Source organism: Comamonas piscis, from assembly GCF_014109725.1.
GTDB lineage: Bacteria > Pseudomonadota > Gammaproteobacteria > Burkholderiales > Burkholderiaceae_C > Comamonas > Comamonas piscis.
This window is the reverse complement of the sequence record NZ_CP058554.1, coordinates 1,319,327-1,337,326: the sequence shown is the minus strand read 5'-3', so window position 1 is coordinate 1,337,326 and position 18,000 is coordinate 1,319,327. Positions and strand designations below refer to the sequence as shown.

Annotated in this window: 16 protein-coding genes; 8 read left to right on the top strand and 8 right to left on the bottom strand. The window is 59.9% G+C overall.

Translation table 11 applies throughout. The features are described 5' to 3' along the window. Nucleotides 1-1,276: 1,276 nt before the first annotated feature. Both HS961_RS05995 and HS961_RS05990 read left to right on the top strand, forming a co-directional pair. Nucleotides 1,277-1,867 carry a hypothetical protein gene (locus HS961_RS05995; protein ID WP_182326840.1) on the top strand — a complete coding sequence of 197 codons (591 nt, stop codon included), beginning with the start codon at nt 1,277-1,279 and terminating at the stop codon, nt 1,865-1,867. Between the two features lie 70 nt (nt 1,868-1,937). After that, nucleotides 1,938-2,492, top strand: coding sequence for a hypothetical protein (locus tag HS961_RS05990; RefSeq protein ID WP_182326839.1), 555 nt, complete (start codon nt 1,938-1,940; stop codon nt 2,490-2,492). A gap of 465 nt (nt 2,493-2,957) precedes the next feature. Here the strand turns inward: HS961_RS05990 and HS961_RS05985 are convergent, their stop codons facing one another. The 8 genes from HS961_RS05985 to HS961_RS05950 all read right to left on the bottom strand — a co-directional run bounded on the left by HS961_RS05985 (nt 2,958) and on the right by HS961_RS05950 (nt 14,723). Next, the gene (locus tag HS961_RS05985; protein WP_202883141.1) at nt 2,958-3,686 is read right to left on the bottom strand and encodes a hypothetical protein; all 729 of its coding nucleotides are present in this window, start codon (nt 3,684-3,686) and stop codon (nt 2,958-2,960) included. Between the two features lie 1,332 nt (nt 3,687-5,018). Continuing rightward, on the bottom strand, nt 5,019-7,289 hold the full coding sequence (locus tag HS961_RS05980) for a TonB-dependent receptor (protein WP_182326837.1): 2,271 nt from the start codon (nt 7,287-7,289) through the stop codon (nt 5,019-5,021). A 175-nt stretch (nt 7,290-7,464) separates the two neighbouring features. Further along, entirely contained in the window at nt 7,465-8,505 is a 1,041-nt protein-coding gene (locus HS961_RS05975; protein ID WP_182326836.1) for a siderophore ABC transporter substrate-binding protein, read from the bottom strand. Between the two features lie 12 nt (nt 8,506-8,517). Next, complete coding sequence (locus HS961_RS05970; RefSeq protein ID WP_182326835.1) at nt 8,518-9,279, bottom strand: ABC transporter ATP-binding protein; 762 nt, start codon at nt 9,277-9,279, stop codon at nt 8,518-8,520. Next, a complete protein-coding gene (locus tag HS961_RS05965) occupies nt 9,276-10,244 on the bottom strand; it encodes an iron chelate uptake ABC transporter family permease subunit (protein ID WP_182326834.1) in 969 nt (322 codons plus the stop codon). The genes HS961_RS05970 and HS961_RS05965 overlap by 4 nt, the downstream gene beginning before the upstream one ends. Then, the gene (locus HS961_RS05960) at nt 10,241-11,191 is read right to left on the bottom strand and encodes an ABC transporter permease (RefSeq protein ID WP_182326833.1); all 951 of its coding nucleotides are present in this window, start codon (nt 11,189-11,191) and stop codon (nt 10,241-10,243) included. The genes HS961_RS05965 and HS961_RS05960 overlap by 4 nt, the downstream gene beginning before the upstream one ends. After that, a complete protein-coding gene (locus HS961_RS05955; RefSeq protein ID WP_182326832.1) occupies nt 11,191-12,951 on the bottom strand; it encodes an ABC transporter ATP-binding protein in 1,761 nt (586 codons plus the stop codon). Before HS961_RS05955 ends, HS961_RS05960 begins: the two co-directional genes overlap by 1 nt. After that, on the bottom strand, nt 12,945-14,723 hold the full coding sequence (locus HS961_RS05950) for an ABC transporter ATP-binding protein (protein ID WP_182326831.1): 1,779 nt from the start codon (nt 14,721-14,723) through the stop codon (nt 12,945-12,947). Before HS961_RS05950 ends, HS961_RS05955 begins: the two co-directional genes overlap by 7 nt. Before the next feature lie 233 nt (nt 14,724-14,956). On the opposite strand from HS961_RS05950, the gene HS961_RS05945 reads away from it, so the two are divergent. From HS961_RS05945 to HS961_RS05920, 6 genes are all read left to right on the top strand, one after another. Next, nucleotides 14,957-15,580 carry a TetR/AcrR family transcriptional regulator gene (locus tag HS961_RS05945; RefSeq protein WP_182326830.1) on the top strand — a complete coding sequence of 208 codons (624 nt, stop codon included), beginning with the start codon at nt 14,957-14,959 and terminating at the stop codon, nt 15,578-15,580. Nucleotides 15,581-15,804: 224 nt separating this feature from the next. Then, nucleotides 15,805-16,074, top strand: a complete 270-nt coding sequence (locus HS961_RS05940; protein ID WP_182326829.1) for a hypothetical protein — start codon at nt 15,805-15,807, stop codon at nt 16,072-16,074. Nucleotides 16,075-16,160: 86 nt separating this feature from the next. Further along, on the top strand, nt 16,161-16,484 hold the full coding sequence (locus tag HS961_RS05935; protein WP_182326828.1) for a DUF4148 domain-containing protein: 324 nt from the start codon (nt 16,161-16,163) through the stop codon (nt 16,482-16,484). A 97-nt stretch (nt 16,485-16,581) separates the two neighbouring features. Continuing rightward, complete coding sequence (locus tag HS961_RS05930) at nt 16,582-17,322, top strand: DUF692 domain-containing protein (protein ID WP_238347809.1); 741 nt, start codon at nt 16,582-16,584, stop codon at nt 17,320-17,322. After that, nucleotides 17,295-17,576, top strand: coding sequence for a putative DNA-binding domain-containing protein (locus tag HS961_RS05925; RefSeq protein ID WP_182326826.1), 282 nt, complete (start codon nt 17,295-17,297; stop codon nt 17,574-17,576). The genes HS961_RS05930 and HS961_RS05925 overlap by 28 nt, the downstream gene beginning before the upstream one ends. After that, a complete protein-coding gene (locus HS961_RS05920; RefSeq protein WP_238347808.1) occupies nt 17,539-17,994 on the top strand; it encodes a DoxX family protein in 456 nt (151 codons plus the stop codon). The genes HS961_RS05925 and HS961_RS05920 overlap by 38 nt, the downstream gene beginning before the upstream one ends. Nucleotides 17,995-18,000 lie beyond the last annotated feature (6 nt).

Genomic DNA, 18,000 nt, shown 5'->3' with positions numbered 1-18,000 from the left:
CCGCTACGCATCCTTCTCACCCCAGGTTTGCATAATCAAGCGAACAGTTGCCTGCTCCCCTCAGCTTCTGCTTCTCGTCTTCTTGCTAGCTGCGAATAGGTTGCTATCCCGTCTTTCGAGGTATTCCGCCATCACCTCTAACAGTGTCACCCCAAGAGCCTCCGCGAATTCCACCACTTTCACAGCATCAATGCGACGCTCGCCACGTTCGCATCTGCGTGTTGCCAAGCCGCTGTGCCAGCTCCACTTGCGACACGCCCATGGGCTTGCGCGTGACAGTGAGGACGGACAGTAAGAGCTGATAGTTGGGATTGTGGGTAGATCGGTACATGTTGCGTGGACATAAACTGTGCCCAAGTTAAAGTCCATTCTGGAATAGTCTGAATTGGACTATTTTTTCACCCCAGTCGCCTTCTGAGTGCTTGCAAGCGGGTCACCCGACAGTCTCCGTTTATGCATCAACCGAAAAGGATTCATTGCAATGAAGCACGAACACAAAGGCTTCGTCGTGACCGATGAAGCCGTAAGTCAAACTTCCTTGGGTGAGGCCGTATCGAAGCTGAAGTGCTTGATCCCTCCGACGCTGGAGTGAATGAGCAGGATGATTCTCGCGTGCACTAACATGCGCCGCGCCAGTTCAGGCCTGTACTGATATGGATCTGTGTGCTGTTCTTCTTTGAAGTAGTGTTGGGATTGTTTGTCGTTGGCTGGCCGGCGCTGAGCTTTTGCGTCCTTGGGACCGTATATATGGCGTAGGTGGCTAAGAGCCGCAATGCGCGAGCAAGTGAAGATATAAAACGAGGCGTTTTTTGATGATACGTGCCTGCGCTTGACAGTAAGTCCTTCTAGCCATTGATACCGCCCATTTCCAACAGCTGCTGTCCAACTGACGCTTTGTGCTTGTAATCGTCTTGCCGAAGCCTAGCCATTGCCCTAAGCTACACCTACGATGTTGGCATGCGCGCCAATGCGATGGCCATCGATATCTCATGAATAAGGGCTACTCTGCACATAGGCGTGAGCATTGAGTAGAATATCGTTTTTGTAACGGATTCGTTCAAGGATCGAGCCAAGCAATCATGTAAGGCGCAACGAATGAGGATGCGGCTTCATGGCTGAATTTAATGCTATATTTTTACAGCATGCACGCTATCATGCTAGGCCACTAACCTCTTTCCGTGTTTTACGTGCCAATTTAGACCTCAAGCCTGATATTTGGCACGCATCCTCGATGCGAGCCAACATTACGTTAGGCAACTCAATTTTATAAATCGCTATGGACTGGGAACGGATCAATGTTTGGACAAACACCTTATACACGCTTATTCATTCACTATCGCTAGCGAAAGATATTTCCTTTGAAGACCTTCATACTCTGAATGACAGAGCTAGGGAATCGAGCACGTGGATTGCACAAGATTGCTCGTATAGCTCCATCCTATTGGCCCATCCAGGTGGCAAAAACAGGATCACATTTCGTCGTGATCCAAATACGCACTTTGCAGATATTTCGCGGCAGTTGATCAAGATGCTTGTGCAAGACCTGGTGGTCATCTTGGACGAAATGATGGATGAAGTGCTGAAGCAACGCAATGAGGCTGCTGGTGACTATCCACAATCAAAAATTGAGAAGCTTAAAAAGTCGCTAAATTCTGATTTTCATTGGGCTGCGCACGGGTGCCTTGAGCTTGTAGCTGTCCGTAATGTACTTACCCACAGCAAAGGTCTCTGGAATGAAAAATCGATTGCTATTGTTAAATCGTTCGTCGCTCCACCGCCCAAGGTTGGTGAGCCGCTTTCTATCGGCATCACAATGCTCTTTCGCTATAGGAAGGCAATACGGAGCCTTCTCAACCAACTTACCTGACAAATGGCTCAGGTCGACCCGCCTTCGTTTGTCGTTTAGCCTTTTTATTAGATACCAAAGGAGCATTCGCGTGAACTACGAAGACGTTCTCTATCTTGATCTGGAATTTCTGTCTGATATATACGAGTCTAAAACAGGCATAGCGTCTCGAACAGTCATATCTAGAAAGGAAGGAATTAACGCCGAAGCAGGCATTTCTTTCCTAAAGTCAGGGTTGAATAGCGAAGTAACGAAGCAGTACACTGCGTCAGCTCAGGGCATGTTCAAGGAGGTAGCAAAGCTACTCGATAAGTATTCGGAACATTCGCCTGACTTTCAGCCGGGAACGAAACCCACGACTTTATGGGTGCAAGGCGCTTTTACCATTGGCAGATGGGGTGAGCAAGAAAACTCTGAGAGATCATTAAACGTTTTTTTTGAGGTGAAAGCGGGAGAGATAAGCTATTCATTGCTTCCAAAGAATCAGTATTTCTTGTCTAACCTTGAGGCACTTGAGATCATCTCTCCAGCATTGCAACGGTTCATTCAAATGCCCGTTCACATGCTTTGCAAGGTCCTCTATCCACTTCCCGATATCCAAGCATTCGTAGTAACACCCTACGTGATCGTTGCCGCCAATAGCTAATCATTCCATGGACAGGACGTGAAAAGGGCTACATCTTTGCACCGCCTCTCATGTCTAACTTCGAATGTCATCCATTAGTGACGACCCTTGGCCGATTGCCATTATCCAACCTTCGAATTTACCCGGTGCAATAGCCTCCCCATCTGCAGCCACATCAACAGGCGACAGGTGAGCCCACCGCCGGGACGATGACCTCGAACCAGCTCCGAGTTCAAACCTCAGCGAGAAAGTTAAAGCTCTCAGAGAACCGACAGCGATGCTGCATTCGGTTATAGCAGCTGCGGCCAGAGTTGGGAGTTACTCCATTTAACAACCCATGCCATCACTCCATTTGTTAGAAATGCAAAGCAATCTCAAATAGTGCTATCGCCCAAAATCTCACTACCATTGAAAGCGCCCATTGAGCTTTAAAATAATTTTTTATTGCACTAGACCTTATATGTCAATATTACTTCAGTTATTTATCTAAGCGAAGTCAGCAGTTGACGTCTCTGGTCCGTCGCGCAGCGCGACCACACCGAGGTATAGACAGATGGGAACAGTTTTACGATACGCGGGTCCTTGCACGTCAAAAGCAAGCCATGCGGCAGATACTCCCCACATCCAGGGACCCAAAGCATTGAGCCACGGATTGCGTTTTACCAACTCTTTTATGAGAGCTTTAGCCGCTTCGCGACCGATAATTTTAGCTATTATACTAACAATGATTGCCTCGATAATCCCCAAGGCAACTTTAGGGCCAAGAATTTGAAAAATAATTGGAAGAATCGCAATCGCGCCATTGCTCTTCAGATGTTCCATGACCGTATCGCGGTCTATTTTTTCAACACCCATTTCTTCAAATTCTTTAGCAAGATCTTCAGGCGACTTACTCAGCAGCTCTTTTTCTACGACCGATGTTACAAGCTTTTCTAAGCGCGACTCCACGGAGCCACCCAATTTAACCTTAACTTTGGATTTTTCACATACATCAGTAATAAGCTCATTTGCTGGTATTCCGCCATCGCCATCGAAAATCGACCTTGCAAGATAGGCAAAATCAGAAGAACCGAAATAACGAATTTGTTTATCCAGTAATTCGATCAATGCTTCTTTTGCAGTAGCATTAGACTGAGCTTGGCTGAGCAATTCTTTGCGCCGCGAGTCATTTGTCAATGATAAATAATTATCCAAAACTCGAGAAATATATTCCAAATCCTCTGATTCACACCTTCGCAATATTGCTCTCATAATATATTTATCCAGTAATTTAAGGAATTTGCCAATATATATTCCCGACTACCAATCGCTAATATCGCGCCATGGAATCTCGTCTGCAATCAAAGTGAAATTAGTGCTTACTTCGCATCATTGCAACCTCCATATTTTTAACCTTCAAGATACATATTTCAGCCAGTATTTTTGTCGGCATAGCTATTATCTCACATGTATCTCGTAGTGAACGTTTTATATATTGTATAAGGATGCCTCTTCAAAGCTAATCCGCTCAAAAACTTCGACTGTAACTGCCTACGAACTCAAGACGAGCTGGTATGCCTCACAAACTTCCCTTCTACAGTGAACTAGCTAGGGATCAATAGCGCAACTTCAGATTCCGGGAAACCGATCCCTCGGTTAGAATCCACTTCATAAGACCGCTTCCGGTTGTAGAGCAGACGTGCTAAGCAGATTCACCGCGAAGACAGCTTTAGGTGCCTTTAGTCATTGAGTGTGCTTGGTTGACCGAATGCAATCAGCCTAAAACGACTATCAAAGAACTAGCTTCGCCAACTGGCAACTCAATACCTGCTTCAGTGCCTCGTCAACGCCCCGGTAGGTCTTCTTACATCTGCAAACTCCAAGAATTGCGATTTACGGTTCTTCATCGCTCACCACCTCAATCCCCCACAACCCCAAAGCTTATTTGCGAATGATTCTCAATTGAGCGTATACTGCACCCATGGCGTAGCAATTGCGGCTACTCCAAGGTTCATCGTGGGGCGACTTACCGGAACTGTCCGGAAGTCGTTTTTGCCAGCCAATGGTTCACACTAGCCACGCATTTTTTTGCGATGAACACCGGCTTCGATAGCGCCATTGCAGCGCAGCGATCCAGTCTCTGACAGCGCCTTTGCTCTGCCCTGCCAATGTTTGGCGAGTCAGCACCAGCAGGCCTTCTGTCCACCCTCCCCTGATCTCTCTATCTACACACATGCCAAGGGCATGTTTTTTTGCGTCTGCACAGTGCATCGCGTTGACAGCATCAGCGCGCTTCAAACAAGGCTAACCCAACAAAAAAAGCCCAGATCACCCCTGCCAACGGCAGCAGCAACCTGGGCCTACTCACCACCCCCACCGCAGCGGCAGGCGCTGTAGCAGGCTAGCTACTAAGAGCCGCAAACACAACCCTTGATACGTCGTTGCCTAGCCGGCCGCCTCAAGCCTTGCCGTACGCCTGTACTGTCTGCGGCTTGATGCCTTGTCGGGGGCGCCCAGCCTCAACGCAAACCTTCGGTTTGCTGGGTCGTGTTAGCGGCTCTGACTTAATTAAAAATCCACCGACGCCGACAACGCAAAAGTACGCGGCGCGCCCAGCGCCAGGCTGGACAGCTGAGGCATGCCCCAGTACGACTTGTTGGTCGCATTCAGAACAGACGCCCGCAAAGTGACGGGCTTGTCGGCCACCTTGGTGCTGTAGCGGGCGCCCAGGTCATAGGTGGTGCGGCCGGCGGCCCAGAGGCTGTTGTCGGCGCTGATGTACTGGCGGGATACGGCGGTGGCATTGGCGTTGAGGGCCAGGCCTTGCACGCCGGGGACATCCCACTCCGCACCCAGCTTGCCCTGCCACTTGGGCGTTCCGGTGGCGAGCTTGCCTTGGTTGACGCCGCCAGCAGTTTGCGTCAGCTTGGGCGCAGTGTAGGCCACGCCGCCCATCAGGCGCAGGCCGTGCATGGCGTTGCCGAAGAAGCTCCACTCAATGCCACGGTTGCGTTGCTCGCCGCCGAAGGAGTAGACGTTGGTGACAGGGTCGGTATAGCTGCTGGGCCGGGTGATTTCAAACACGCTGACGGTGTGGGCGAAGTCGCCCAGGTCGAGCTTGAGGCCCATCTCCTTTTGCTTGCTCTTGTAGGGGGCAAACACTTCGCCGGCGTTGGCGGCGGTCATCGGTGCGGTGGCGCCCTGGCTCAGGCCTTCGATGTAGTTGGCGTAGAGCGAGAGGTTGTCGCTGGCCTTGACCAGCAGCGCAGCGGCGGGCGAGGTGGCGCTTTCGTCATAGCGCGAGGTGCGCGCGCCGGTGTTGATGTCGTAGCTGTCGCTGACGACCTGCTGGCGGCGCACGCCCAGGGTGAGTTGCACGCGGTCTTGCGCCATCGACAAGGTATCGGCGATGCCATAGCTGGCCAGGCGCACCTCGGTGTGCATGATGTGGGGCCGCACGATGTCGGCCACCGGGCCCCAGACGGGGTTGTAGAGGTTGGTGGTCCAGTCGGCGCCGGGCACGCTGCGGCGGCCGTAGTCGTCTTGCTTATGGGCGTAGTGCGTGGCATTGATGGCCCACTGGTGGCCCACGGCGCCGGTCTGGGTGCGGCCCTTGATGCCGACCTCGCCCGACTGCTTTTTGACATCAAAGGCGAGCTGGCCCATCGTGGTGCGGAAGTCGCCTGCGGTGTTCAGCACCAGGGCCGACATCGCCCCGTTGTACTGGTAGTCGGTCTTGTTCATGCCAAAGGCGGCATAGGCCATGACCTGGTCGTTCAGGTCGTACTCGCCGCGCAGGATGGCGGCCTTGTCCTTGGTACGCACGGTGGACCAATCGGGGTTCAGCAAGGTATCGCCCTTGGGCACCTTGGGGATGGGCAAGCCGGGCGACAGGCTGATGCCCCGGTTGACGCCGTTGACCCGGTCGTCGCTGGCATAGAAGTCGGCCGACAGGCGGGCGCGGTCGCCGCGCCAATCCAGCGCCAGCGATGCGAGCTGCACCTTCTTTTGCTGGTCCTGGATGGAGCCATCGCCATCGCGGTAGACGCCGTTGAAGCGCACGCCCAGCTGCTGGCGGTCGCCAAAGCGGCGGCCCATGTCCAGGTGGCCGCCAAACTGCGAATCCGACATGTAGGTGGTGGTAAAGCGGGTCAGCGGATCGTTGCCGGCGCGCTTGGGCACCAGGTTGACGGCACCGCCCACCGAGCCGCCCGGCGGCATGCCGTTGAGCAGCGCCGATGGGCCCTTGAGCACTTCGATGCGCTCAAACATCTCGGGCGAGGTGCGGTAGTACGGCGCCATGCCGTAGAGGCCGCCAAAGGTCATGTCGGTGGAGCTGGACGAGAAGCCCCGGATCGAATAGTTCTCGGCCCAGGCGCCCGATACGCCATTGCTGAACACCGTCGGGTCGGTCGCGGCAATCACGTCGGTGATGTTCTGCGCCTGGCGGTCTTCGATGTACTTCTCGGTGTAGCCGATGGTGCTGAACGGCGTCTCCATGAAGTCTTTGTCGCCCAGCAGGCCCACGCGGCCGCCGGTGGTGACCTGGCCGCCGGCGTAGGGCGCTGCAACCTGGGCGGCTTTTTCTTGCACGGTGATGGGTGCCAGGGTGACGGCGTTGTCTGCCGTTGCTGCCGGCTCTGCCGCGCTGCTGGTTTGCGCGTTGGCCAGCGGCGCTGCGACCAGCATGGCGCCAATGGTCAGGCCCAGCAGCACCTGGGGGCTGAGGGGGTTGAGCGCGCTGCGGCGCAGAGGGAAAGGTGCTGCAAGCTGCGCGGCGGGCCGTGCGCTGCGCAAAGCGCGGGCGGGACGGTGCTGGGGTTGAAGGCGTTGAGACATGCCTGGTTCCTTAGATGTTATGGATGCAGAAAAAGCAAGGGCGGCGCGCAGGCGGGCGCCGGTGCTTGGCGCACGGCGGTGCCCAGCGCAATGCGCCTGGAGGTTTTTTGGCTGGGTCGGAACCTGGCTACAACGGGAGGGAAAGGAGAAGCTGAAGCTGGTAGCTGACGGGCGGTCAGCCCGGGTAGCCGCGCAGCACGTCATCAATCAGCAAGCTGAGCGAGGTGGGACTGGCGCCGGTGGTGTACCAGGCGTCGGCGTCGACAAAGACGACGCGGCCGCTCTTCCAGGCCTTGGTCTCGCGCAACAAGGGGTTGGCCAGCTGGTCCGCAGTCATCACCGCGTGGCGCTCCATGACGGCAGTGCGGTCCACCACATAGAGGATGTCGGGGTTGGCCTGCTGGATGAACTCGCTGGAGATGGGCTGGCCATGCAGGCTGCCCTCGGCATCGGTGCTGGCGGGCTTGACGCCCAGATCGCTGAACACAAAGCCGTAGCGCGACTGCGGGCCGAAGGAGCTGAAGGCGCCGTTGTTGTGCAACACGATCAAGGCCTTGTCGTTGCTGCCACCGATGCGCTGGCGGGCCTGCGCCAGCTTGGCATCCAATGCGGCCACCTTTTGTGCGGCCAGCGCCTCTTTGTCAAAGATGCGGCCCAGGGTCAGCAGATGCTCTTTGACGACCGCAATATGCCTGGCATGGCTGTCCTTGAAATCGACATCCAAGTGGATGGTGGGCGCGATCTCGCTTAGCGCCTGGTAGTGGTTGGCCTGCAAGGGGGTGATCAGGATCAGGTCGGGCTTCAAGGCATGCACGCGTTCCAGGTTGGGCTGCACGATGGCGCCCAGGTCTTGCACAGTCTCATCGGCTTTGTACTTGGCCAGAAAGTGCGGCACATAGTCCTTGACCATGCCGGCAATCGGCACGCCGAGCTGGTCGAGGAAATCAGCCTCGTTCATCTCCAGCGCAGCCACCCGCTGCGGGGTGCGGGGGATGACGGTGCTGCCCAGCTGGTGCTGCACGGTGATGGGCGCGGCGGCCGGCGGGCTGCTGGCGGCGGAGCTGGCAGATGGTGCATCGGCGGCCGAGCTGGATGCGCGGTCGCAGCCGCTCAGGGCCAGGGCGATGGTGACAGCGGCGGCTGCGGCGATGGCCGTAGACAGGGGCCGCAGAAAGGTGCGGCTGCAGGTGTGGGTGCAGGTGCGGGAGCGTGGCATGGCAAAGGTTTCCTAGGTCTTGAAGTAGTTGCACAGGCATCCCTGCGCGGTGCGGCTGATGTCAAACCGCAGCTCGAACAGCTGCGACAGATTGGCTTCGGAGATGACGGTGTCGATAGGCCCGCTGAAGCACAGCATTCCGCCTTTGAGCGCGACGATGTGGTCAGAGTAATTGGCAGCAAAGTTGATGTCGTGGATGACCAGAATCACCGTGCGGCCGGCCTCGTCGCAAAGCCTGCGCAGCGCGCGCATGATCTGCACGGCATGCTTCATGTCCAGGTTGTTCAGCGGCTCGTCGAGCAGCAGCACATCGGTCTGCTGGGCAATGGTCATCGCCAAAAAGGCCATCTGCCGCTGGCCGCCACTGATCTCGTCGATATAGGCGTGGCGCAGCGGCTCCAGCGACAGGAACGCGATGGCCTCATCGACGGCTTGCTGGTCTTTGCTCGTCAACGTGCCCCGGTGGTGCGGAAAGCGGCCAAAGCCGACCAGCTCTTCGACCGTCAAGCGCATCTGAAAACCGGGCGACTGGCGCAGGGTGGCGATGCGCAGCGCATAGTGCGCCACCGAGATGGTGGCAATGCTGCGGCCGTCCAACTGGATCTCGCCACTGCTGGGCGCCAGCAGGCGGGCGATCATCATCAGCAAGGTGGATTTGCCGGCACCATTGGGGCCGATCAGCGAGGTGATGCGCCCGGCAGGGAAGGCGGTGCTGACGCCGGACAGCACGGCGCGGCTGCCATAGGATTTATGGAGGTTGCTGACAATGATCATGAGAGAGCCCGACCGCGCAAAGTCAGCGCCAGAAAGTAAGCACCGCAGACAAGATTGACCAGGATGCTGACGGTGGTCTTGTAGTTGAAAACATGCTCCACCAGCAGCTGCGCTACCAGGAAGATGGCGATGGCGACAGCGCAGCCCATCGGCAAGGTGCTGCGGTGGCGCCATTGCGGTGCCAGCGCATAGACGATGTTGGCCACAAAGATGCCCATAAAGGCTGTTGGCCCGATGAGGCTGGTAGATACCGCCACCAGCACCGCCACCAAGGCCAGGTACAGGCGCATGCAGCGCGCATGGGGCACGCCCAGCGAGATGGCCTGCTCGCGGCCCAACGCCATCACATCCAGCACCGGCAGGGTTTTGTGCAACACCAGGCATACCGCACCCACGGCCAGCGCCGCATAGGCCAAGGTATCGGGCCGGGCACGGTTGAAGGACGCATAGCTCATGCCCTGGAACACGGCAAACTCGCCCGGGCTGATGCGCAGCTGCACAAACTGGGTGAAGGTGCCGATCACCATGGTCAGCACCAGACCGACGAGCAGCAGCACATAGATATCGCCCTGCCCCCGGCGCAGCAGCCAGCGCTGCAGGCCCCAGGAATACACCAGCATCAGCGCGACCGACACCAGGAAGTTGCCCCTCTCACCCAGCATGCCCATGCCCTGCGCGCCCAGCACCAGCAGCAGCAATGCCTGCCATAGCAAGAACACCGCCTCGTAGCCCATGATGGCGGGGGTCAGGATGCGGTTGCCCATCAACGTTTGGAACACGATGGCCGACACCGCCACGCAGATGCCGCCCAGCGCAATAGCAGCCAGCCGCAGCAAACGCCGGGGGATGACATAGCCCAGGTCCAGGCCCGAGCCCAGCAGCACAAAGCCCAGGGCCAGCACGGCGATGCCCAGCCACAGCGCATGGCGGGTGCTCACGGCCTTCAGGGTGGTAGCGCGCTTCATCGCCGTCCCCGCAGAATCAGCACCAGGAACACCACGCCGCCTAAGGCGCCTGCGGTAAGGCCAATGGGCACCTCAAACGGATAGATCAGCAGGCGCCCGGCGATATCGCAAACCAGCAGCAGGCTGGCACCGCCCAGCGCTACCAGCGGCAGGTTGCGGGCCAGGTGGTCGCCCTTGTACAAGGCCACCAGCTGCGGCACGACCAGGCCGACAAAGGGGATGGCGCCGACGGCGATGACGGTGGCCGAGACGGTGACGGCTACCAGCACCAGCCCCAAAGTGGCGGTGGCCGCATAGCCTAGCCCCAAGCTAGTAGCCATCTCCTCCCCCATGCCCAGCACGGTAAAGCGCTGGGCATAGAGATAGGCCAGCGCCACGACGGGCAGGATGATGTAGAGCATCTCGTAATGGCCTTGCACGATGCGCGAAAAATCGCCCAGCAGCCAGCCCTGCATGCTTTGCAGGATGTTGTGGCGGTAGGCATAGAACTCGGCCACGGCGCTGAGCACGCTGCCGTACATCAGCCCGATCACGGGCACCAGGACGGTGTTCTTGAAACGGATGCGCGCGATGATCGCGACATAGAGCAGGCTGGATGCAAAGCAGAACAGCAGCGCCAGCGCCATGCGGCCCGGGGCACCAGCCGAGGGCACCAAGGTCATCGCGATCAGGATGCCTAGCTTGGCGGCATCGAGCCCGCCCGAGGTACCAGGCTCCACGAATTTGTTGCGCACTATGTGCTGCAGGATCACGCCGCAGACGGCCAGGCCTGCACCGGTCAACACCAGCGCGGCCAGGCGCGGCAGCCGGCTGGCCGTCAAGGTAAGCCAGGCATCGCCGGAACCGCCCGAGAAGGCCCAGAGCTGCGACCAGGCCATCTGGCGCGCCCCTACCAACAGGGACGCCAGGCACAGCAGTGCAAAGCCCAACCACCAGCGCAGCCGCATCACACCCGCTCCTCGCCTGCCGCCATGCGCCAGCCCTGGGCCTGCGCGCGCTGGGCCAGCCACTGCGCGTAGCGGCCATGCTGTGCTGCCAGTTGCGCCGGTGTGCCCTGCTCCACCACCTGGCCACCTTCCAGCACCAGCACCTGATCGGCCATGGCAATGGTCGACAGCTGGTGCGCAATCACCACCACGGTGTGCTGGCCGCGCAAACGAGCAAGGGTATGGGCAACCAGCGCCTGGTTCTCGGTATCGAGCGCAGCGGTGGCCTCGTCCACCAGCAAGATCGGCGCATCCTTGATAAGGGCGCGGGCAATCGCAATGCGCTGGCGTTCGCCGCCCGAGAGCTGGGCGCCGCCCTCGCCCACGGGGCTGTCCATGCCGCCGGGCAGGCGCTGGGCGATGCTGTCCACCCCTGCCTGGCGCGCAGCCTCCCACAGCGCTGCATCGCTGGCACCGGGCCGGCCGATGCGGATGTTGTCGGCCATGCTGCCGGCAAACAAATAGCTGTCCTGAAAGATCTGGCTGATCTGCGCGGCCAGTTGCGCCTCGTCCATCTGCCGCACATCGGTGCCTCCAATCAGCACCTCGCCCTGGTCCACATCCCAAAAGCGCGCCATCAGCCGCACCAGGGTGCTTTTGCCGGAGCCCGATGCCCCCACCAAGGCCGTCATGCTGCCGGGCGGCACATGCAGGTTGAGCCCGCGCAGCACGGCGGGCTGGTCTGCGCCATAGGAGAAATGCACATCGCGCAGGCTGATCGATGCATCGCGCGGCCACTGCGGCTGCTGCGTTTGCGGCAGGGGCTGCTGCGCAAACAGCGCGTCCATCGCATCGAGCTGGCCGCGCGCGCTGCGCAGCGCATCGGCATAACCGACCAGCTCCAGCAGCGGCTCCACAAAGCGGCTGATCAGCAGCATGGACAGCACCGTGCCCATGACCTGGCCAGGCGCCAAGACCTGGGCGCTGTGCGGATCGATGCCGATGACGACCGCAACCAGCAAGGCCGCAAACACCGCCTGCACGGCCCAGACATTGAGCACCGACGACAGCGCAGACACCGCAATCAAACGCCCGGCCGACTGGCGCTGCTGCTCCATCGCCTGCGCCACAAAGCGGGTGCTCTGCCCGCCGCCCTGGAAAGCTCTCAACACGGATTGCGCCTGCGCAAACTCCACCATGCGCTGGCCGGCTTGCGCAAAGTCATGCTGAAACGCGGCATCGGCCCAGCGGCCCATGCGGGCGGTCAACAGCAGCACGCCCAGCAGCAAGGGCAAGGCCACAAGCCCCACCAGGCCCAGGCGCCAGTCCTGCACAAACAGCAGCGCCAGCACCACCAGGGGCGCCACCACACCACTGATGACGGGGGTGAACACATGGGCGGGCAATTGCGCCACGGCCATCATCCCCTGGGTGACCAGGTGGCTGACCTTGGCGGTGTTCTGCGCGTTGAACCAGCCCATGGGCAAGCGCGCCACATGGGCACCCAGTCGGTGGCGGCCGGTTTGCAATACCGCTACGCCCACCCCTACCCCCGCCTGCTCCACCCGGCCGCGCCACCACCAGGCCAGCACCACGGCGGCCAGCAGAGCCAGCAGCCAGGCGCCAGCGCCGCGCCACTGGGCTTGCAAAAGCTGCGTCATCAGCGGCAGCAGCAGCGCAGTGCAAAGGCCGCAGAGCACGCCATACAAAGCCGCCATCCAGGCGTAGCGGCGCAGCAACGGGGCCTGCTCGCCCAGCAGCAGGTTCAGGGTTTTCAGCATGGGCTGGCCTCCTGCGCAGCGGCATAGCCACCTTCGCGCCATAGGCGGGCATAGCGCCCACCTTTAGCCAGTAGATCGGCATGGCGGCCCTGTTCGACGAGGCGCCCTTCGTCAATCACCAATATCTGGTCGGCCTGCATGACGGTGTCCAGCCGGTGGGCGATCACCAGCACCGTGCGGCCTTGCGCGAAGCGCGACAGCGCGTGCTGAATCGCTGCCTCGCTATCGGCATCCGCAGCGGCGGTGGCCTCGTCCAGCACCAGGATGGGCGCATACATCAGCACGGCGCGGGCAATGCTGATGCGCTGGCGCTCGCCACCGGAGAGCTGCGCGTCCTCGCCCAGCACCGCGTCATAGCCGCGTGGCAGCGCTGCTATGCAGTCATGCACATCGGCGGCGCGTGCGGCGGCTTCTATATCGGCCTGGCTCGCGCCGGGCCGGCCCAGCGCTATGTTGTCGCGCAGGCTGGCCTGTATCAGGCGCACATCCTGCAGCACAAAGCCTATGCGCTGGTAGAGCTCGGCGCTGCCGATGGCGCGCAGATCGGCGCCGCCCAGGGTGATGCGGCCTTCGGTCGGGTCAAAAAAGCGCAGCAGCAAGCGCGCGATGGTGGTTTTGCCGGCGCCCGAGGGGCCGACGATGGCGGTGACCGTTCCGGGTTGGAGTTGGAAGCTGATGCCCGCCAACGCCTGCTGGCCCGGGCCATAGGCATAGCCGACCTGGTCAAAACAGAGGTGGTTGTTCAGCGGTTGCTGCTGCTCGCTGGGCGCGGGTTGCGGCAGCACGGGCGTGTCGAGCAGCGTCAGCACACGCTGTGCTGCAGCGGTGGCGCCCTGCAGGTCATGCAGCAAGGTGTGCAGCAGCAGCACCGGCGCGCAGATACCGGGAGCGACCAGCACAAAGGGCAGCAGATCCAGAGGGGCCAACACACCCAGGCTGCCCAGCAGGCAACCACCGGCCAGTACAAAGCCCAACACGGTGACGGGGGCGGCCATGCCATGGGCATGGGCCATCGCGCCGACAAGGGGGCGCACAAAATCTCTGAACGCCTGCGCAAACGCATCGACCGCGCCCTGGTAGCTGGCCATGCCTTGGCCGCTGTTGCCAAAGGCCTTGATGACGGGCATGCCGGCAACAAAGGCCACGGCGGCCGACTGGATGCGCCCCATATGGCCGGCAAACACGCTCATCTGCGCGCCACTGGCCTGCAGCGCGCGGCGCAGAAACCAGACATAGCCAGGGAACGGCAGCAAGGCGATCAAGGCCATGCGCCAGTCCTGCGCCAGCAGATAAACCACCGCAACCACAATCGCGCCGCCCGCACGTGCCACCGAGGTGTAGAAATGCGCGCTCAGGCTGTGCAAGGTGGCGATGTCGTCTTGCAGCACCTGCTTGACCTCGCCCGATGTGCGGCTGCTGAACCAGCCCAGCGGCACCTGGCCCAGCCGCTGCACAGCGGCCATTCGCAGGCCATGGCTGAGCTGGTTGTCTGCCATATGGGCCAGCACCTCGCCCGCCAGCATCAGCAGCGCCGCACCAAACAAGCTGCCCAGCGCTGGCCCCAACAAAGCCCAGATGCCGGCGGTATCGGCGGGCTCAGCCAACGCAAGCTGGGCCATGCGCACCATTGCCGCCAGCGGCACCAGGCTGAGCATGGAACCCAAGCCCGACAGCGCGGCCGCGGCCATCAAACGCCCGCGAATCGGGTGGAGCACCCGGCGGATGGGACCGGAGCCTGGGGCTGCGGCAGAAGCCGCGTCATGAGCATGCATGGGAGCAAGACCTAGAGAAAAACAAAGCAACGCCCCGTGCATGTGCCGCCGCCATCAAGGCGCGGGCACTGCGTGATCCATGTGCCGGTCTTCCAAAAAACAGACAACAGCAATGCGAAACGCAACAGGAACAATAATTAGTTGCATCATACTAAACTAAATGATTACCGTACACCTTTTACAGCTATCTCCAACGCGGTATGGCTGACAATGGGCGAGCACCCGGAGAGACCATGGACCCAGAGAAGAAAGCAGCCCCGCGCGGACGACCGCGCCTGATCACGCAAGAGCGCATCGCCGATGCGGGCATAGAGATCGGCTTGCCGCACATCACCTTTGTGGGCGTGGCCAGCGCGCTGGGCGTCACCCATATGGCGCTGTACAAGCATGTGCCGAGCCTGGCCGAGCTCAAGCACATGGTGGCTGAGGAGATCTTCAGGCGCTGGGAGTTTTCTCTGCCCAAGGTGGGGGTGCATGAGGGTCTGCAGGATTACCTGCTCCGCTTCAGCGACTCGGTGCGTGAGTTCGCCAAAACCTATCCGGGTGTGACGCCCTATGTGATCCGCAGGCTGGTCGCCACCCCCGCCATGCTGCAGAAGATCGATGCGCACCAGCAAGAGGTGGCGCAGGCCTACCGCATCGACAAGGACCAGTCGCGCCAGCTGCTGGCGACCATCGCCTTCCATGGCCTGGCCGCTGCCGATTCGGTCTACTCCGCCGCGCGCCAGGAGACCGTGGTGCAAACCAGCTTTGAAGCCGAGACCGCCGAGATGGAAGGCGATCTGGCCCAGGGCATGCATGCGCTGATCGCTGGCGCGCTGCTGCAGCTGCGGCTCGATCCTGCGTTGAAACCCTGACAGAGACAGATTCCTGAAGCGGCGCTGAGGCCTCTCAGCCACGCTGCTCTTCCAAAAAGGGCACGCCGCTTCAGGCGCAGGCCAAGCCTTGCCAACGCCCGCATTTTCGAGGCCTCCATAAATATTTTCTAAAAGATGTCAGGAATCGATGCAGTCAAACGACTTCATCAACGTGGCAGCGCTGTGCTGTGCACTTTCATCCTTTCATTTCCAGGAAATAGACCATGAAACTCAAGACCCTCACCACCTTGGCCGCTGCTGTACTCGCCACCTCTGCCTGGGCAGCTGGCAGCCATGACACCGGCTGTGGCCCCGGCGCCTGTGGCAAGAAAGAATCGAGCCCCAAGGACGCCCATGGTTCCAAGAAAGATGCTGGCTGCTCCAAGAAGGACGGTGGCTGCTCTAAGAAAGATGGCGGTTGCTCCAAGAAGGACGACAGCGGTTCAAAGAAGGACGACAGCGGTTCCAAGATGGATGGCGCAGGTTCCCACTGATCGCGCCAACAGGTTTCCTAATCCACACGCTCCTTGGGTGGGCTCCACTCCCTCACCCAAGCCATTTGCAGAAAGTACCCACTGCCATGTTTAACACCACCACCACCCGCTTCATTCTTGCAGTCAGCCTGGCCTTCGGCGGCAGCGCCCACGCGATGAGCACCGATCCCGTCGGCAATGGCTCGGACTACCCGCCTTTTGCAAAGGGAAGCAGCAACCTGACCCGTGCCCAGGTGCAGGCCGACTTTGTCCAGGCCCGCAACAGCGGCATGCTGCTGCTCAAGAACGATGAGTTTCAGTTCAACAGCCATGAGCGAGGCATGGGCCCCAGCCGCGCCGAGGTAATCAAGGGCGCCACCCAGGCCCGCATGGCCGGTACCTTGCCGCAGGGCGATAGTTTTGGCGAGTAACCAGGGCGGTGGGCCGCATTGCGCTGGCCCCTGCCATCCACGAGAGGGACGCTCCATGATTGGCCTTGGCTTCAGACGCGAAATGCTGGACTGGGACATGTCCGCAGTCCAAGCCGACTTCTTTGAAGTCGCACCCGAGAACTGGGTACGCCGGGATCTGGATCCGCTGCATGCCTTGATCGCCTCCGGCCGCCCGGTGCACCTGCATGGCGTGGCGCTGAATCTAGGGGGCGCCGCCGCCCTAGACCAGTCATTCCTGCGCGATCTGCGCCAGCTGATAACGGACCTGGGCGCGCCGCTCTACTCCGACCACCTGGCTGCCAGCGGCGACAGCTACCAGCTCTACGATCTGTTTGCCGTTCCCTTTACCGTCCTGCATGCGCACCGCATTGCAGACCGCATACGGGCGGTGCAGGATGCATTGGGCATGCGCATCGCCATTGAGAACACGACCTGGTACACCAACATCGGCGCAATGCCGGAGGCGGATTTCCTCGGTCTTGTGCTGGAGCGGGCAGACTGCCATCTGCTGCTCGACCTGAACAACCTGTCCGTCAACCACAAGAACCACGGCGGCCTGAGCCCCAGCGAGTTTGTGCAGCGCCTGGGCATGGAACGCATCAGCTACATGCATGTGGCCGGCCATGAGTTCGACGACCGCTTTGACCTGTTCCTGGACACACACAGCCAACCGGTGGAGGCACACACGCAGCAGCTGGCACGCACACTGGCTGAGCGCCACGGCACCCCCGTGCTGCTGGAATGGGACAACGATATCCCCGGCATGGATGTCATCAACCAGGAGCTGGCATGTCTACGGACTTCTACAACTATGTGAGAGGCGTGTCCGACGAAGTACCCCTGGGTTACAGCGACAACGGCATGCGTGCCTATCGCCACCTGGTTTTTTTGGGCGCCAGCCAATTGGTAGAGGCAAGTTTCCCCGAACTGCGCGAGCGATTGGGCGAAGCGTCATGGCGCGAATTGATCGCCGCCTTTGTACGCGATTCGCGCTGGAGCTCCGCCTACTATGGAGATATGAAAGATGCATTCCTTGAATTCATTGAGCGCGAAAGCACGCGAGAAGTGTGATGGCCTGGGCCTGCTGCTGCTGCGCCTGTGGGTGGGGCAGGAGTTTGCGCTGGCGGGCTTTCGTAAACTGTCATCCGGTTGGGAGGCCCCAGCCTGGTTTGCGGGCCTGGACTTTCCCATCCCCGTCAGCTGGCTGCCCGCCAGCCTCAACTGGGGTGTGGCAGGCGTTGCCGAGCTGGTGTTAGGCGTGGCGCTGATCATGGGTCTGGCATCGCGCATCGCGGCGCTGGGCTTGATCTTCATCACCTATGTGGCCGTGTACAGCGTGCACTTCGACCTGGGCTGGGCCGGCTGGAACCAGATCGACAGCGATGATGGCCTGGGCTTCAAGGTACCCTTGATGCTGGGCATCATGCTGGTAGCGATTGCCAGCCAAGGGCCGGGCCGCTGGTCGCTGGACCGTTGTCACAAGTCATAAGCAAAG

Bases quoted from the DNA above. Each gene is read 5' to 3' on its own strand.
- HS961_RS05925 (WP_182326826.1), top strand. From the start codon at position 17,295: ATGTCTACGGACTTCTACAACTATGTGAGAGGCGTGTCCGACGAAGTA.
- HS961_RS05965 (WP_182326834.1), bottom strand. From the start codon at position 10,244: ATGAAGCGCGCTACCACCCTGAAGGCCGTGAGCACCCGCCATGCGCTG.
- HS961_RS05940 (WP_182326829.1), top strand. From the start codon at position 15,805: ATGAAACTCAAGACCCTCACCACCTTGGCCGCTGCTGTACTCGCCACC.
- HS961_RS05970 (WP_182326835.1), bottom strand. From the start codon at position 9,279: ATGATCATTGTCAGCAACCTCCATAAATCCTATGGCAGCCGCGCCGTG.
- HS961_RS05955 (WP_182326832.1), bottom strand. From the start codon at position 12,951: ATGCTGAAAACCCTGAACCTGCTGCTGGGCGAGCAGGCCCCGTTGCTG.
- HS961_RS05945 (WP_182326830.1), top strand. From the start codon at position 14,957: ATGGACCCAGAGAAGAAAGCAGCCCCGCGCGGACGACCGCGCCTGATC.
- HS961_RS05950 (WP_182326831.1), bottom strand. From the start codon at position 14,723: ATGCATGCTCATGACGCGGCTTCTGCCGCAGCCCCAGGCTCCGGTCCC.
- HS961_RS05930 (WP_238347809.1), top strand. From the start codon at position 16,582: ATGTCCGCAGTCCAAGCCGACTTCTTTGAAGTCGCACCCGAGAACTGG.
- HS961_RS05980 (WP_182326837.1), bottom strand. From the start codon at position 7,289: ATGTCTCAACGCCTTCAACCCCAGCACCGTCCCGCCCGCGCTTTGCGC.
- HS961_RS05960 (WP_182326833.1), bottom strand. From the start codon at position 11,191: ATGCGGCTGCGCTGGTGGTTGGGCTTTGCACTGCTGTGCCTGGCGTCC.
- HS961_RS05935 (WP_182326828.1), top strand. From the start codon at position 16,161: ATGTTTAACACCACCACCACCCGCTTCATTCTTGCAGTCAGCCTGGCC.
- HS961_RS05995 (WP_182326840.1), top strand. From the start codon at position 1,277: ATGGACTGGGAACGGATCAATGTTTGGACAAACACCTTATACACGCTT.
- HS961_RS05975 (WP_182326836.1), bottom strand. From the start codon at position 8,505: ATGCCACGCTCCCGCACCTGCACCCACACCTGCAGCCGCACCTTTCTG.